Annotated in this window: 13 protein-coding genes and 1 pseudogene; 12 read left to right on the forward strand and 2 right to left on the reverse strand. The window is 71.2% G+C overall.

The features are described from left to right. The first annotated feature begins 26 nt into the window (after positions 1–26). The 6 genes from AB0B64_RS39870 to AB0B64_RS39895 all read left to right on the forward strand — a co-directional run bounded on the left by AB0B64_RS39870 (position 27) and on the right by AB0B64_RS39895 (position 8027). Positions 27–494 (forward strand): cupin domain-containing protein, encoded by a 468-nt coding sequence (locus tag AB0B64_RS39870; RefSeq protein WP_357953974.1) that lies wholly within the window; start codon positions 27–29, stop codon positions 492–494. 269 nt (positions 495–763) lie between these two features. Further along, complete coding sequence (gene kdpF, locus AB0B64_RS39875; RefSeq protein ID WP_357953972.1) at positions 764–853, forward strand: K(+)-transporting ATPase subunit F; 90 nt, start codon at positions 764–766, stop codon at positions 851–853. Next, a complete protein-coding gene (kdpA, locus tag AB0B64_RS39880; protein ID WP_358184408.1) occupies positions 853–2502 on the forward strand; it encodes a potassium-transporting ATPase subunit KdpA in 1650 nt (549 codons plus the stop codon). The genes kdpF and kdpA overlap by 1 nt, the downstream gene beginning before the upstream one ends. Positions 2503–2592: 90 nt before the next feature. Then, on the forward strand, positions 2593–4617 hold the full coding sequence (gene kdpB / locus AB0B64_RS39885; protein ID WP_357954419.1) for a potassium-transporting ATPase subunit KdpB: 2025 nt from the start codon (positions 2593–2595) through the stop codon (positions 4615–4617). After that, positions 4618–5454 (forward strand): potassium-transporting ATPase subunit C, encoded by an 837-nt coding sequence (locus AB0B64_RS39890; RefSeq protein WP_357953968.1) that lies wholly within the window; start codon positions 4618–4620, stop codon positions 5452–5454. Next, positions 5451–8027 carry a DUF4118 domain-containing protein gene (locus tag AB0B64_RS39895; protein ID WP_357953965.1) on the forward strand — a complete coding sequence of 859 codons (2577 nt, stop codon included), beginning with the start codon at positions 5451–5453 and terminating at the stop codon, positions 8025–8027. Before AB0B64_RS39890 ends, AB0B64_RS39895 begins: the two co-directional genes overlap by 4 nt. A gap of 1 nt (position 8028) precedes the next feature. On the opposite strand, the pseudogene AB0B64_RS39900 reads toward AB0B64_RS39895, so the two are convergent. Beyond that, positions 8029–8628, reverse strand: a pseudogene (locus AB0B64_RS39900) (TetR family transcriptional regulator); the annotation flags it as partial. Between the two features lie 47 nt (positions 8629–8675). Here AB0B64_RS39900 and AB0B64_RS39905 point away from each other — a divergent pair. From AB0B64_RS39905 to AB0B64_RS39925, 5 genes are all read left to right on the forward strand, one after another. Then, positions 8676–9434: a hypothetical protein gene (locus AB0B64_RS39905; protein ID WP_358184411.1), complete on the forward strand. Its 759-nt coding sequence runs from the start codon at positions 8676–8678 to the stop codon at positions 9432–9434. After that, on the forward strand, positions 9431–10675 hold the full coding sequence (locus AB0B64_RS39910; RefSeq protein WP_358184414.1) for an isoprenylcysteine carboxylmethyltransferase family protein: 1245 nt from the start codon (positions 9431–9433) through the stop codon (positions 10673–10675). The genes AB0B64_RS39905 and AB0B64_RS39910 overlap by 4 nt, the downstream gene beginning before the upstream one ends. Positions 10676–10760: 85 nt before the next feature. Continuing rightward, the gene (locus AB0B64_RS39915; RefSeq protein WP_357953959.1) at positions 10761–11333 is read left to right on the forward strand and encodes a dihydrofolate reductase family protein; all 573 of its coding nucleotides are present in this window, start codon (positions 10761–10763) and stop codon (positions 11331–11333) included. After that, on the forward strand, positions 11330–11668 hold the full coding sequence (locus AB0B64_RS39920; protein ID WP_358184417.1) for a YciI family protein: 339 nt from the start codon (positions 11330–11332) through the stop codon (positions 11666–11668). Before AB0B64_RS39915 ends, AB0B64_RS39920 begins: the two co-directional genes overlap by 4 nt. A gap of 3 nt (positions 11669–11671) precedes the next feature. After that, positions 11672–12832 carry a sigma-70 family RNA polymerase sigma factor gene (locus tag AB0B64_RS39925; RefSeq protein ID WP_358184420.1) on the forward strand — a complete coding sequence of 387 codons (1161 nt, stop codon included), beginning with the start codon at positions 11672–11674 and terminating at the stop codon, positions 12830–12832. Positions 12833–12990: 158 nt separating this feature from the next. Here the strand turns inward: AB0B64_RS39925 and AB0B64_RS39930 are convergent, their stop codons facing one another. Further along, the gene (locus AB0B64_RS39930) at positions 12991–15093 is read right to left on the reverse strand and encodes a BTAD domain-containing putative transcriptional regulator (protein WP_358184444.1); all 2103 of its coding nucleotides are present in this window, start codon (positions 15091–15093) and stop codon (positions 12991–12993) included. A 248-nt stretch (positions 15094–15341) separates the two neighbouring features. Here AB0B64_RS39930 and AB0B64_RS39935 point away from each other — a divergent pair. Continuing rightward, positions 15342–15910 (forward strand): NAD(P)H-binding protein (locus AB0B64_RS39935; protein ID WP_358184423.1); only part of this gene is annotated, 569 nt, incomplete at its 3' end.

The following is a 15910-nucleotide window of genomic DNA, read 5'->3' on the forward strand; positions in this document are numbered from 1 at the left end:
GTGATTACGGAGCGGAGGGGGACGACATGGCGGACAATGTGATCGCGCGCAAGCCTGGGGAAGGCGACGCGTTCTGGGTGCTCGGCGGTCTCTACGAGGTCAAGGCCGCGAGCGACGAGACGGGTGGCGGCGTGACGGTCATAGAGATGACCGTCCCGGCCGGAATGGGCCCCCCGCCGCACACGCATCCGGGAACGGAGATGCTCTACATCCTGGAGGGGACGGTCCGCCTCTACATCGACGACGAGGTGGTGGAGGGCGGCCCGGGTTCGTTCTTCTACATCCCCGACAGGACGTGGGAGCGCTTCGAACCCCTTACGGACGCGCGCATTCTCGTGGCCTACGCACCCGGCGGCATCGAAGGGTTCTTCACCGAGATCGGGGAGCTGGCGCCGACCCGGCAGGCCCCACCGGCGGACCATCCGCTGCCGAGCCTCAAGGCCGTGACGCAGGTCGGGCTGCGCTACGGACTGGAGATGAGACTGCCGGACTGACCCGACTGGGCGCAGGCGTAGGAATCTCGTCAACCCTGACTGGGCGCAGGCGTAGGAATCTCGTCAACGCCGGGCTCCGGCGCGTATGGAAGGCGTCAAGAAACGAAGAATCGCCCGAATCTCGGGATTCGCTGGCCTGGTGACCATCTGTCCTGATGGTCGAGAGCAGTTCCGGATTTGAGGAGTGGGATGGCCGACGTCATCTTCGTCGCCCTGTCGATCGCGGTCTTCGTGATCATCGGGTTCGTCGTCAAGGCGGTGGAGCGCCTGTGAACGCGGTCAACGCCGCCGGTCTCGTCGTGGTCGCCGGCCTGGTGGTCTTCATGGTCGCGGCCCTGCTGTTCCCGGAGCGATTCTGATGGCCGCTCCGCTGTTCATCGCCTCCCTCGTGCTCGCCCTGGCCGTCTGTTACCGGCCGCTGGGCGACTACATGTACCGGGTCTACACCGGGACCCGGCACAGCGCGGTCGAGCGAGTGATCTACCGGCTGCTCGGTGTCCAGCCCGATGCCGAGCAGCGCTGGGGGATCTACGCGCGCGCCGTGCTGGCCTTCTCGGTGGTCTCGATCCTGTTCCTGTACGGCCTGCAGCGCCTGCAGGACCACCTGTTCCTGAGCCTGGGCATGAAGCCGGTCGAACCGGCCCTCGCCTGGAACACCGCCGTCAGCTTCGCCACCAACACCAACTGGCAGGCGTACTCGGGTGAGGCCACCATGGGCCACCTGGTGCAGACCGCCGGACTGGCCGTACAGAACTTCGTGTCCGCCGCCGTCGGCATGGCGGTGGCCGTCGCGCTGGTGCGCGGGTTCGCCCGCGCGAAGAGTGAGACGCTGGGCAACTTCTGGGTCGACCTGGTACGCGGCACGGTACGCATCCTGCTGCCCATCGCGTTCGCCGCGGCGCTGGTGCTGGTCGCCGGAGGCGCCATCCAGACGTTCGGCGGCCACTTCACCTGGACCACGCTGACCGGCGGCGAGCAGACGTTCACCCCGGCGGCCGCGGCCACCCAGGAGGCCATCAAGAACCTGGGCACCAACGGCGGCGGCATCTTCAACGTCAACTCGGCCCACCCGTTCGAGAACCCGACGAGCTGGACCAACTGGCTGACCATCTTCCTGCTCCTGGTGATCGCGTTCAGCCTGCCGCGCACCTTCGGCCGCATGGTCGGCAATAACCGGCAGGGGTACACGATCGTCTCGGTCATGGCGATCATCGCGATCGTCAGCCTCGTCGTGACCAACGTGGCCGAGCTGTCGGCGAGCGGCACGGTGCCGCAGGCGATCGGTCAGGCCATGGAGGGCAGGGAGGCCAGGTTCGGCGTGTCGAACTCCGGCGTGTTCGCCACGGCCACCACGCTGACCTCGACGGGCTCGGTCGACTCCTTCCACGACTCCTACACGGCCATCGGCGGCGGCATGCTGATCTTCAACATGCTGCTCGGCGAGGTGGCGCCGGGCGGCGTGGGCGCGGGCCTGTACGGAATCCTCATCCTGGCCGTGCTCACCGTGTTCGTGGCCGGGCTGATGGTCGGCCGCACGCCCGAATACCTGGGCAAGAAGATCGGCGCCAGGGAGATCAAGCTGGCCTCGATGTACTTCCTGGTCACCCCGGTGCTGGTGCTCGCGGGTACGGCCGTGGCGATGGCCACGGAGGATGGCCGCGCGGCGATGCTGAACGGCGGGCCGCACGGGCTGTCGGAGATCCTCTACGCCTACACCAGCGCGTCGAACAACAACGGCTCGGCGTTCGCGGGGGTCAGCGTGAACACGCCGTTCTTCAACACCACGCTCGGCCTGTGCATGGCCTTCGGCCGCTTCCTGCCCATCGTGCTGGTCCTGGCGCTGGCCGGATCGCTGGCCGGGCAGGCGCCGGTGCCTGCCTCGGCGGGGACGCTGCCCACCGACCGGCCGCAGTTCGTCGGCATGGTCGTCGGCGTGACGATCATCCTGGTGGCCCTGACTTTCCTCCCGGCGCTCGCGCTCGGGCCGCTCGCGGAAGGACTCTCGTAGATGCCTGCCCCAGTGCTGGACGCGCCGGGCCGTACCCCCGAGGCGCACAAGAACGGCCGGGTCGGCGGCGGCCTGCTCGATCCGCGACAGATGGTCCGGTCGCTGCCCGACGCGCTGAAGAAGCTGAACCCGGCCACCCTGTGGCGCAATCCGGTCATGTTCATCGTGGAGGTCGGCGCGGCCTTCACCACGGTTCTCGCGGTCCTGCGGCCGTCGCTGTTCGCCTGGGCCATCGTGGTGTGGCTCTGGCTGACGGTGCTCTTCGCGAACCTCGCCGAGGCGGTCGCCGAGGGCCGGGGCAAGGCGCAGGCCGCCACGCTGCGCAAGGCCAAGACCGACACCCGGGCCAGACGGCTGAAGAGCCGTACGTCGGCCGAATGGGAGCCGGTCGGCGCGCCCGAGCTGAGGCAGGGCGACTTCGTGGTCGTCGAGGCCGGGGAGATCATCCCGGGCGACGGCGACGTGGTCGAGGGCATCGCCTCGGTGGACGAGTCGGCCATCACCGGCGAGTCCGCGCCGGTCATCCGCGAGTCGGGCGGCGACCGGTCGGCGGTCACAGGCGGCACCAGGGTGCTGTCGGACCGGATCATCGTCCAGATCACCCAGAAGCCCGGCGAGAGCTTCATCGACCGCATGATCGCCCTGGTCGAGGGGGCGAACCGGCAGAAGACGCCGAACGAGATCGCGCTCAACATCCTGCTGGCCGCCCTGACGATCATCTTCCTGGTCGCCACCGCCACCATGCAGCCGCTGGCGATCTACTCCATGTCGATCAACCCGGGGGTGCCCGACTCGATCGCGCTCACCAAGGACGGCGTGTCGGGGATCGTGCTGGTCTCGCTGATCGTCTGCCTCATCCCCACCACGATCGGGGCGCTGCTGTCGGCGATCGGCATCGCCGGGATGGACCGCCTCGTCCAGCGCAACGTCCTGGCCATGAGCGGGCGCGCGGTCGAGGCCGCCGGCGACGTCTCCACGCTGCTGCTGGACAAGACCGGCACGATCACGCTGGGCAACCGGCAGGCGTCGGAGTTCGTCCCGGTCGCCGGCGTCACCGAACAGGAGCTCGCCGAGGCGGCGCAGCTGTCCAGCCTGGCCGACGAGACGCCCGAGGGCCGCTCGATCGTGGTGTTCGCCAAGCAGCGGTACGGCCTGCGCGAGCGGGAGATCCACGGCGCCGAATGGGTGCATTTCACCGCCCAGACCCGCATGTCCGGGGTGAACCTGGGCGGGCGCGAGGTCCGCAAGGGCGCCGCGACCGCGGTGATGAAGTGGGTACGCGACCACGGCGGCCACCCCACCGAGGGGATCGGCCACATCGTGGACGGCATCTCCGGCTCCGGCGGCACCCCGCTGGTCGTCGCCGAGAAGGGCCGGGTGCTCGGGGTGATCCGGCTCAAGGACGTGGTCAAGCAGGGCATGCGGGAGCGCTTCGACGAGATGCGGCTGATGGGCATCCGGACCGTGATGATCACCGGTGACAACCCGCTGACCGCCAAGGCCATCGCCGACGAGGCCGGGGTGGACGACTTCCTGGCCGAGGCCACCCCCGAGGACAAGCTGGCGCTGATCAGGAAGGAGCAGGAGGGCGGCCGCCTGGTCGCGATGACCGGGGACGGCACCAACGACGCCCCCGCGCTCGCCCAGGCCGACGTCGGCGTGGCCATGAACACCGGCACGTCCGCCGCCAAGGAGGCCGGCAACATGGTCGATCTCGACTCCAACCCCACCAAACTCATCGAGATCGTGGAGATCGGCAAGCAGCTGCTCATCACGCGGGGCGCGCTGACGACGTTCTCGATCGCCAACGACGTCGCCAAGTATTTCGCGATCATCCCCGCGATGTTCGCGGCGGTCTACCCGGGACTGGACGCGCTGAACATCATGCGCCTGGCCAGCCCGCAGTCGGCCATCCTGTCGGCGGTCGTCTTCAACGCCCTGGTGATCATCGCGCTGATCCCGCTGTCGCTGCGCGGCGTGCGGTACAAGCCGTCCAGCGCGGCCAAGCTGCTGTCCCGCAACCTCTACCGGTACGGCCTGGGCGGCATCGTCGCGCCGTTCGTCGGCATCAAGATCATCGACCTGTTCATCCAGTTCCTCCCGGGGATGGCGTAAATGGAACGACTGCCCAGCTGGATCCGACGGCATGTGGCGGCGCTGCGCGCGCTGCTCGTGCTGACCCTGGTGACCGGCGTCCTCTATCCGCTGGTGGCCGCCGGAGTGGCCCAGACGCTGTTCAACGGCAAGGCCAACGGCTCGATGATCGAGCGGGACGGCCGGATCGTCGGCAGCGCGCTCATCGGCCAGAGCTTCACCGGCCCGGACGGCAAGCCGGTCGGGAAGTACTTCCAGTCCCGCCCGTCGGCGGCCGGCGACGGCTACGACCCGACCTCGACGAGCGCGAGCAACCTGGGTCCTGAGGACGTCGTGGACGTCCCGCCCAGCGGCTCGGAGAAGGGCAGGCAGTCGCTGCTCACCCAGGTCTGCGCCCGCTCCAAGGCGATCGGGGAGCTGGAGGGCGTCAGCGGGGCCCGGCCGTACTGCACGCCGGACGGGGTGGGCGCGGTGCTGAAGGTCTTCCCCGGCCGGGCCGTCAGCGTCAACCAGGTCTGCCCGGCTGTCCCCTTCGTGGCCTCTTACCAGGGGGTCAAGGTGGAGTGCGCGACACCGGGTGCGGACTACGCGGCGGGCCGGACCGTACCGATCCGCGGTGGCGCGGGCGCGGTGCGGGTGCCCGCGGACGCGGTGACGGCCAGCGGCTCCGGGCTCGATCCGCACATCTCGCCCGCCTACGCCCAGCTCCAGGCGCCGCGCGTGGCCAGGGCGCGCGGGATGGCCCAGGCCGAGGTCGAGCGGCTCATCGAGGAGCACACCACCGGCCGGGCGCTCGGCTTCATAGGCGAGCCCGCGGTGAACGTCCTGGAGCTCAATCTGGCGCTCGACGGGCCATGAGCCGGGGACACCTGCGGGTCTATCTCGGGGCGGCCCCCGGGGTCGGCAAGACGTACGCGATGCTGTGCGAGGGCCGCCGGGCGCTGGAACGCGGCAGGGACGTGGTCGTGGGCCTCGTCGAAACCCACGACCGCCCCCGTACCGCCGCCCTGCTCGACGGCCTGGAGATGGTCCCGCGCAGGACGCTCGTCTACCGGGGCGCCACCTTCACCGAGCTGGACGTGGCGGCGGTCATCGACCGCGCGCCGAAGGTGGCGCTGATCGACGAGCTGGCCCACACCAACGTGCCCGGCTCGCGCAACGCCAAGCGCTGGCAGGACATCGACGACATCCTGGACGCGGGCATCGACGTCATCTCCACGGTCAACATCCAGCACCTGGAGTCGCTCAACGACGTCGTCCAGCAGATCACCGGCGTCCCGCAGCGCGAGACCGTGCCGGACGAGGTGGTACGGCGGGCCGACCAGGTCGAGCTGGTCGACATGTCGCCCGAGGCGCTGCGCCGGCGCATGGCCCACGGCAACGTCTACGGCCCGGAGAAGGTCAACGCCGCCATGTCCAACTACTTCAGAGTGGGCAACCTGACCGCGCTGCGCGAGCTGGCCCTGCTCTGGGTGGCGGGCAGGGTGGACGACCAGCTCGACCGCTACCGCGCCGACCACGGCATCGCCACCACCTGGGAGGCGCGCGAACGCGTGGTGGTCGCGCTGACGGGCGGCCCCGAAGGCGACGCGCTGGTACGGCGGGCGGCCCGCATCGCCGCCCGCACCACGGGAGCCGACCTGCTGGCCGTCCACGTGACGAGCTCCGACGGCCTGGCCGGCGGCGACCCGGCCCACCTGGCCCGTCAGAGGTCGCTGGTGGAGAGCATGGGCGGCAGCTACCACCAGGTCGTCGGCGACGACATCCCTGGCGCGCTGCTGGAGTTCGCCCGGGGGGTCAACGCCACCCAGCTCGTGCTCGGCGCGTCGCGGCGGGGCCGGTTCGCGCAGATCCTGTCGCGGGGCGTGGGGGTGGAGACGACGGCACGGTCCGGCTCGATCGACGTCCACATGATCACCCACGAGGAGGCCAGGAAGGGCCGCCGCCCGGCCCGCTCGCGGGCCGCGCTCACCCGCGAGCGGCGGCTGAGCGGGTGGGCCATGGCGGTGGCCGGGATGCCGGTGTTGTCGGCGATCCTGAGCGTGTTCCGTGAGGATCTGAGCCTGCCGAGCGAGATCCTGTTCTTCCTGGTCATGACCGTCGGTGTCGCGCTGGTCGGCGGCATGTGGCCGGCCGTCACGGCGGCCGTCGGCGGATCGCTGCTGCTGAACTGGTTTTTCACGCCGCCGCTCGGCGCGTTCACGATCGCCGACCCGGAGAACTTCTTCGCGCTGGTCGTCTTCGTGCTGGTGGCGGTCGCGGTCAGCACGATCGTGGACCTCGCGGCCCGCCGTACCAGAGAGGCGGCCCGCGCCCGGGCGGACGCCGAGGTGCTCGCCACGCTGGCCGGGCACGTCCTGCGGGGAGAGGCCGCCGTGCCGTCGCTGCTGGCCAGGCTACGTGAGACGTTCGGGTTGACGTCGGTCACGCTGCTGGAGCACGTCGGCGAGCCGGGTTCGGATGACACGCTACGTGAGCCGGGTCTGGACGACACGCTGCGTGAGCCGGGGCCCGACGACCGATTCCGGCCGGCGGCCTGGCGCATCGTCGCCACCTCCGGTGGAACGCCGTGCGCCAGCCCGTCCGACGCCGACACCGATGTGGTCATCGACGAGGCCCTGGTCCTGACCATGCGCGGCCGGCTGCTCGATGCCGCCGACCGGGGCGTGGTCGAGGCGTTCGCCGCCGAGACGGCCGTCGCGCTGCGGCAGCAGCGGCTGGAGGAGGCGGCGGCGCGGGCCAGGCCGCTGGCCGAGGCCGACAAGATGCGTACCGCCCTGCTCGCCGCCGTCAGTCACGACCTGCGCACCCCGCTCGCCTCGGCCAAGGCGGCCGTCGAGAGCCTGCGCAACACCGAGATCGCCTGGTCCGAAGCCGACCGCGCCGAACTGCTCGCCACTGCAGACGAGTCGCTGGCCAAGCTCGACGCCCTGGTGGTGAACCTGCTGGACATGAGCCGCCTGCAGGCCGGCGTGCTCGGCCTCACCCTGCAACCGGTGGCGCTCGAAGAGGTCGTGCCGCGCGCGGTCGACGATCTCGGGCCGCTGCACGACCGCGTCGACGGCGACATCTCGATCGACCTGCCCGAGGTGGTCGCCGATCCGGTACTGCTGGAACGCGTGCTGGTCAACCTCATGTCCAACGCCGTCCGCCACAGCCCATTGGATCAGCAGGTGGTGATCACCGCGAGCTCGTACGGCGAGCACGTGGAGATCCGCGTCGTCGACCGCGGCCCCGGCCTCCCGGCGGAGGCGCACGAGCGGGTGTTCCTGCCGTTCCAGCGGCTCGGCGACCGCGACAACCACTCCGGTGTCGGCCTCGGCCTCGCGCTCTCCCGAGGGTTGACCGAGGCCATGGGCGGCACCCTCGTACCCGAGGAGACCCCCGGGGGAGGGCTCACCATGACCCTCACCTTGCCCATCTCGACGTGAGCTATTTTTTGGGCTTGTCACTGCCACGACGGCCGGGCAGGCGCATGGTGAGCAGCCGAGCGCGGGGTGCGACCCGTTCGGCGAGGTTGAACATGGCCTCGGTGCGGGTGCGGTCGGCGTCGAGGTGGGTGAAGAGGTTGACGCCCAGGTAGAACGTGATCGCCGCGTACGCCAGGTCACGCGGTGGCAGCAGCCTGGCCAGGGGCGATCCGCCGATGACCCGCTCGAGGGCCTGCTCGATGAAGTCGATCCAGGGCTCGGAGCGCGCGGTGATCTCCGCGCGGAGTTCGGGCCGGGCGATGCTCGCGCCGACCATCTCGGAGAACAGCGTGATGTGGCCGCCTTCGAGGTCGGCCCGGTAGATGGCGCTCGCGGTCTCGACGAGTTCCTCGAGGTTCTTGGCCTGCTCCACGGCCTGCCGGTAGGTGGCCATGCGTTGTTCTGACGAGCGGTCCAGCGCGGCGAGCAGCAGCGCGTCGACGCCGCCGAAGTGGTAGAAGACCAGCGCCGAGTTGACCTCCGCCGCCTTGGCGATGGCTCGCGCGCTGGTGCCGGCGTATCCCTGGCTCCGGATCGTCTCGGCCGCAGCGTCGACTACACGAGGGGCATCTGGAGCAGACGGCGCTGTTCTACGTCGGCATCCCGGCGGTGATCGCCGTCACCGTCGCCCTCACCGCCCGGCCGCGCAGCACCATCGGCATGGTCATGGCGTCCATCACCGTGGCCCTGGCGCTGGCCGGTCCGCTGCTCGGGGAGGGGATCGTCTGCCTGCTCATGGCCGCGCCGCTGTTCTACCTGGTCGGCCTGCTCGTCGCATTGCTCGTCGACGAAGTCCGGCGCCACCGGGGCAAGGGCCGGATGAACCTCCTGCTCGCGCCGCTTCTCGTCGCCGCCACGCTGGAGGGCACGGCGGTCTCGCTGCCCCGGGACAACGAGGTGAGCGTCACCGCCGGGGCGACGGCGGCGAATGCCGAACAGGCGGCGGCGAATGTCGAGCGGGCGCTGGCCGCCGAACCCCGGTTCGGGCCCGTGGAGTCGCGGTTCCTGTCGCTCGGCTTCCCCCGGCCGTTACGGGCCGAAGGCACCGGCCTGGCCGTCGGCGACACCCGCAAGATCATCTTCACGCCGCGCCGTTCGCTGGGCATCGGCGCGCCCTTGGAGCCCCGGTCCATGACCCTGCGGGTGAGCGAGCGCCTGCCGGGGCGGGTGGTGTTCGCCGTGGTGGCGGACACCACGCTCGCCCGCTGGCTGGACCTGCGCCGGGCAACGTTCGACTGGCGAAGCGGCCGTCTGACGGTGACCTTGGCCTACCGCCGTACCTTCGATCCGGGCTGGTACTTCGGCCCGCTGCAGAGCTACGCGCTGTCCGAGGCGGCCGGCTACCTGGTCAAGACGTTCGCCGGATGAGTGATCCCACGCTCATCCGGGGCGTCGCGCTCTTCGTCCCGATGGCCGCCGTCTGGATCGCGGCGGCCGTACGGCGGCCGGGGGAGCGGGACCTCGCCGCGATCATCCTGGCCACGGCCTGGAACCTGGTAACCCTCGCGGTCGTGAACACCGTCGCCGCGTACGCGGGCTGGTGGCGCTTCGCCGCCGAGGGCGCCGTGGTGGCGGGCGTCCCCGTCGACCTTCTGCTGGGCTGGGCGTTGCTGTGGGGCGCGTTGCCCGCGTGCGTGGCGCGGGCGTACCCGCTGCCGCTGGTCCTGGCGGGGTTCGCCTGGCTGGATCTGGGGGTGATGCCGCTGGCCGAGCCGGTGGTGGCGCTGGGTCAAGGGTGGCTGTACGGGGAGGCCGCCGCGATCACGTTCTGCCTGCTGCCCGGCCTGCTGCTGGCCCGCTGGACGGCCGCGGACCGGCGGCTCATCTGGCGCGTGTCGTTCCAGGTGGGCCTCGCAGGCGGGCTCATGCTCGGCGTGCCCGTCGCGCTGACCGGCGTATGGCGGCAGCCCGAGTGGGTGATCGGGCTGCTGGCGCAGGTCGTGGCGGTGCCGCTGCTGTTCGGGCTGGCCGCCGTCCGCGAGTTCGCCGTCGCCGGGGGAGGGACGCCGGTGCCGTACGATCCGCCCAAACGTCTCGTCACGAGCGGTCCGTACGCCTATCTGCGCAATCCCATGCAGTCCTCGATGGCGGGCGCCTACCTGCTGCTCGCGGTGCTCGACCTGCGCTTCGCCGCCGCCGCGGTGAGCTGCGTCGCCTACGGCGCGGGGCTGGCCGCCTGGCACGAGGGGACCCAGCTCGTGTCGCGGTACGGCCAGGAGTGGACGGACTACCGAGACCAGGTACGCGCCTGGCTGCCCCGCGCCCGCCCCTACCCCGGTCTGCCGCCCGCCGACCTCCACGTGGCGGCGACCTGCGAGCGGTGCGACGCGGTCGGCCGGTGGTTCGTCCGGCGGCGGCCCGTCTCGCTGCGGATCCTGCCTGCGGAGAGGCATCCGAGGGGTTTGCGGCGGATGACCTACGAACGTGCCGACGGGCTGCGCGCCCAGGGAGTGGCGGCCTTCGCCCACGCGGCCCAGCACCTCCACCTGGGGTGGGCGCTGCTCGGCTGGGTGCTCCTGTTGCCGGGGGTGGGGTGGTTCGCCCAATTGTGCGCGGACGCCTTCGGCGCCGGCCCCGCCCGACCCCGAGCCACTGGTATTCGACTGTGACCGGGATCACATTTTCCACCTGTCCCCGGAAGCTTGGCCTGTTCGTCCTATGCCCGACAAACCGGTTACGAGGAGGTTCAAGGTCATGAACAAGGTGATCGTCATCCAGTTCGTCTCCCTCGACGGGGTCATGGAGGACCCGGACGGGTCGGCCGGCTCGGCGCGGGGAGGGTGGGCGTTCCGCTACGGGCCCGAAAGCGTGGCCGGCGACAAGTTCGAGCTGGGGGAGGTGCTGGACACCGGAGTCATGCTGCTGGGCCGGGTCACCTGGCAGCTGTTCTCGGGCATCTGGGCGCCCAGGGAGGACGAGTTCTCCCAGAAGATGAACGCCATCCCCAAACTCGTCGCCTCACGCTCGCTGGACCATGTCGAGGGATGGCGCAACTCCACCCTGCTGCGGGGGGACCTGGCCGACGAGGTGGCCAAGCGCCGGCAGAGCCAGGATGTCGTGGTCGCCGGCAGCGCTAGCATCGTCGATGCGCTGCGGACCCACGACCTGATCGATCAATACCGGCTGCTGGTCTTCCCGATAGTGCTCGGCGCGGGCCGGCGCCTGTTCGACCAGCCTCTCGGTCTGGACCTCGCGTCCGCCGAAAAGGTCGGCCAAGCCGTCCGTCTCGTCTACGACCGTACTTCCGCGAATGGGGATCACCGGTGAGATACGCCCTGCTGATCAACGAACGCCCCGGGGCGTACGACGGCCTGAGCGAGGGCCAGCGCGCCGCCATCAGCGCCGAGTACATCACGCTCATGAAGGACGAGCGCATGCTCGGGGGCGAGCGGCTGCAGCCGGCCGACACCGCGACCACCGTCCGCGTCCAGAACGGCGAGCCGCTGCTGACCGACGGGCCGTTCGCCGACACCAAGGAGATCTTCGGCGGCTTCTACATCGTCGAGGCCGACGATCTCGACTCCGCGCTGGAGCTCGCCGCCCGGATCCCGGCCGCCCGCCTCGGCGGCTCGGTCGAAGTACGGCCGCTGGCGGAGCGGTAGGCCGTGCTCGAGGAGGTCTTCCGCGACCAGTGGGCACGCGTGTTCGCGGCCTTGGTGAGCTTCCTCGGCGACGTCGACCTCGCCGAGGAGGCCGCACAGGAGGCGTTCGTCATCGCCGCTGAGCGCTGGGCCCGCGACGGGCTCCCGGACAATCCGGGGGCCTGGCTCGTGGTGACCGGCCGCAACCGGGCGATCGACCGCCTTCGCCGCGACCGTACCCGGGCGGAGAAGACCCGGCTGCTGGACCACCCCATGCCGGAGGAGGTCACGATGGACGAGACGACGATCCCCGACGAACGCCTCGAACTCTTCTTCATGTGCTGTCACCCCGCCCTGGCGACCGAGGCCCAGGTCGCGCTCACACTGCGCGCGCTCGGCGGCCTGTCGACGCCGGAGATCGCCCGTGCGTTCCTGGTGAACGACGAGACGATGAAGCGCCGGCTCTCCCGGGCGCGCAACAAGATCCGGGCGGCCGCGATCCCCTTCGCGGTTCCGCACGAACGCCTGCTGCCCTCCCGCCTGAGCGCGGTCCTCGCGGTGCTCTACCTGGTCTTCAACCAGGGGTACGGCGACGGCCGGGCCGACCTCGCGGCGGAGGCGATCCGGCTGGGCCGCACCCTCCTCGACCTCATGCCCGACGAGCCCGAGGCGGCGGCGCTGCTGGCCCTGATGCTGCTGCACGACTCGCGTCGCGCGGCCCGTGTTCGCGACGGCGAGATGATCCTGCTCCACGACCAGGATCGCACCCTGTGGAACACCGCCCAGCTCGAGGAAGGGCGGGCACTGCTCGACCGCGCGGTCAGGTCGGGTGCTTCCGGCGCCTATACGGTGCAGGCCGCCATCGCCGAGCTGCAGACCGAGGAACGCATCGACTGGCCGGCCGTCGCCGCGCTCTATGACCGCCTGCGGCAACTGACGGGCTCGGCGGTCGTCGAGCTCAACCGGGCCGTGGCGATCGCCGAGGTCGAGGGGCCGCGGGCGGCGCTGGCGATCGTCGACGCGCTCCACCTTGACGACTACCGCTACTTCCACTCCACCCGGGCCGAACTCCTGCGGCGTCTTGGAGACACCGTGGCGGCGCGGGCGGCGTACCTCAGAGCACTCGACCTCGCCACCACCGAGGCCGAGCGTCGCTTCCTCGGCCGCCGTCTCGCCGAGCTGTGACTCGCCTCGCGACCTCGACGGCGGTGGTCGGCTGCTTGCGCGTCTACCTTCCGATGCGAGGTCGGTGAGGACGTCGATCGTGTGGCGCGATAGCGGCGAGGCCGTTTATCGCGCGCGGTGCGTTGTCGGCGAGTACGTCTATCAGGCGCGGAGCGAGGTCAGGGACGACGTCGCAGGGCGGTGGCGAGGTCGTCGAGGTGTGTGGCGACCGGGCCCAGGGTGAGCAGCCCGCTGCCCGCCCCGGCCAGTTCCGCCGCCGCCGGAGTGAGCTCGGTGTGGGCGCGTTCCATCGTCTCCCGGTCACCGACGGCGATGGCCGCCCGCGCGGTCAGGCACCACAGGGCCTCGTACAGCAGATCGCGGGGCGGGTCCGGGATCAGACGCAGCGCAGCCGCGGCCGCTTGGCGGCGATCCTGGGCCAGCGACACCCAGGGGCGCGCCCATGGCTCGTAGGGTCCCCAGTCGGCGTGCTCGTCGACCAGGTCCGGCGGCCGATGCTCGCCGGGCCGTGCGTACTGGAGGCGCAGACACAGCAGCGCGAGCGGCAGTATGCCGGACCGCAGTCCGGGCATGCCCGCGCCGTCCAGCCGCGCGGCGGCGTCCCGATAAGCCGCCTCCACCAAGGACGCTTGCGCGAAGGCCGCCCCCGCCCCCGATGTTTGCCCGGTCGCGGCGAGCCGCAGCGCCCGGTACCACTGGACAAACACCCCCACCAGCGGCAATTCATGCCGCCGGGCCAGCAGTTCGGCGGCGGTCGCGTGCCCGTCGGCGCCGGGGAAGTCCGCGAGCGCGCTGCGGGCCTGGAGGCGGATGAGGTGTCCGAGCACCTCGAAGGTGACCAGCCCATGCCGGGCGGACAGGGCGACCAGCTCGGCGCCGATCTCGTCGCGGCGCGGCGCGAGCCCCGCCCGGTGGAAGGTCTGCATGAACACCCCATTGAGGGCGAACGCCAGCAGCCCGGGATCGTCCAATTGGCGGGCGATCTCCTCCGCCTGCCGGGCGGCCTGGGGTCCGCGCGCCGCGCGGGTGCCGCGCGACTCCAGGGCGATCGTGGCCAGGAGCCGCGCCCGCGCCGCCTGGTGTGTGCCGGGTGGGAGAGCGGTCAGGGTGCGTTCGGCTGCCGCCACGATCCGCGCCGCCTGTGCCGGGTCGTCCGAGCGGGTCCAAATCGCCGGTACGTCGTACGCGCCGATCACGCGGGCGGTCAGCTCCGCGTCGCCCAGCTCCTCCGCCGCCGCGACGGCCGCCCCACGGTAGCGGCGGGCCTCCTCCAGGCCGCCGCCCCCGGTCACAGCGAGGTTGCGCAGCAGACCCACCGTCGACTCCAGCCGCGCTCGCGAGCCGGAGGCCACAGTACGGTCATAGGCGGCGGCCGTCGCCGCCCACACCCGACCCGTGGCCTCGGTCGTCTCTGCCCGCTCCCGGCCTGTGATCTCGGTCGTCTCTGCCCGCTCCCGGTCTGTGGCCTGGGTCGTTTCCGCGCCCGCCCGGCCTGTGGTCTCGGTCGTGTCGAGGTGGCCGGCTTGGTGGAGGATGTCCGTCTCCAGGCGGCGCAGTCCGGGGCCAGGATCCACTCCCAGCTGCTCGACCAGGAGCGTACGCGCCCGGCGCAGCACCGCGAGCGCGTCGCCCTGGCGGCCGGTGCGATACAGCGCCAGGGCCAGCAGCCGCCACGCGTCCTCGCGCCAGGGATGTTCGGCCACGTGCGCGTCCAGATCCGGCACGGCCTCAGCCGCGAGGCCCAGAGTCAGGCGTGCCTCGGCCTGACGTTCCACTGCCTGTAGCCGCAGCTCCGCCAGGCGGGAGCGCTCCGCCCTGGCCCAGTCCTCCTCCGCGAACTCGGCGTAGGCGGGTCCGCGCCACCAACCCAGCGCCTCTTCCAGCCGCTTGAGTACGTCCTCGGGCGGCAGCGTCGCGGCCACCGCCTGCTCGAAACGCCAGGCGTCCACCGCGTCCGGCTCCGCGCGCAGCGCGTACCCCGGCCCCTCGGTGACCAGCAACCGGGCTGCGGCGCGGGGCGGGCGCTCGGGCTCCAGCGCGCGGCGCAGGGCGGCCACGAAGGTACGTACGGCGCCCACCGCGCCTGGAGGGGGATCGATCCACAGGTCCTCGACCAGCCGGGAGACCGGGACGACACGGCGGCGGGCGACGATCAGCCGGGCCAGCACGGCGCGGTGCCGCGGCCCCTTCAAAGCGACCGCGCCCCCGGCCTCGTCCCAGGCCGCCACCGGCCCCAGCACCCCGAACATCTTCCGCGTCATCATCCCGGGCCCCACGCTATAGGTGGTTCCGGTAGCAATGCGGAAATGTCCAACGGAGGCCTCTGACCTGCGGTAATGCCCGGCTCTTGGGTTGAGGTCACGGTTGGCTTCGCCATGGTCGGCCATGAGCGACGACAAACTCGGGCACGTCGAGGCCTCCGGTGATGTCGCGGCGCGATTGACAACCAAATCGTGTACCGGTTAACGTTCTGCTCGATCATTAACCGGTACACGATCTAGGAGTCCTCATGTTACTGGTCACCGGCGCGACCGGGAACATCGGCCGCGAGCTCGTCCGCCAACTGGACGAACTCGGCGTGCCGTTCCGCATCCTGGTCCGCGACCCGGCCCGCGCCGCCACACTGCCCGAGCGGGCCGAACGGGTCATGGCCGACCTGAGCGACCCGGCGACGCTGCCGCCCGCCTTCGCCGGAGTCGACCGGCTGTTCCTGCTCACCCCCGGCATCGGCCTCGACCACACCAAGCACGCCGTCGCCGCCGCCCAGGCCGCGGGAGTACGCCATATCGTGCACCTGTCCTCGTTCAACGTGCTCGGCGACCCGATGCCCGAGATGGGCCGCTGGCACCACGAACGCGAGCAGGCCATCCGGGCCTCCGGCATCCCGGCCACGTTCCTGCGGCCCGGCGGCTTCATGACCAACGCCTTCGACTGGCTGCCCACCATCCGCCAGGCGGGCCATGTCCTCGATCCGGTCGGCCCCGGCCGATACGCGCCGATCGACCCCGCCGACATCGCCGCCGTAGCCGCCCTGACCCTGACCGGCGACGGCCACCAAGGCCAGGAATACGTCATCAC

It is taken from the genome of Nonomuraea sp. NPDC049129 (genome assembly GCF_040648495.1).
Classification (GTDB): Bacteria; Actinomycetota; Actinomycetes; order Streptosporangiales; family Streptosporangiaceae; genus Nonomuraea.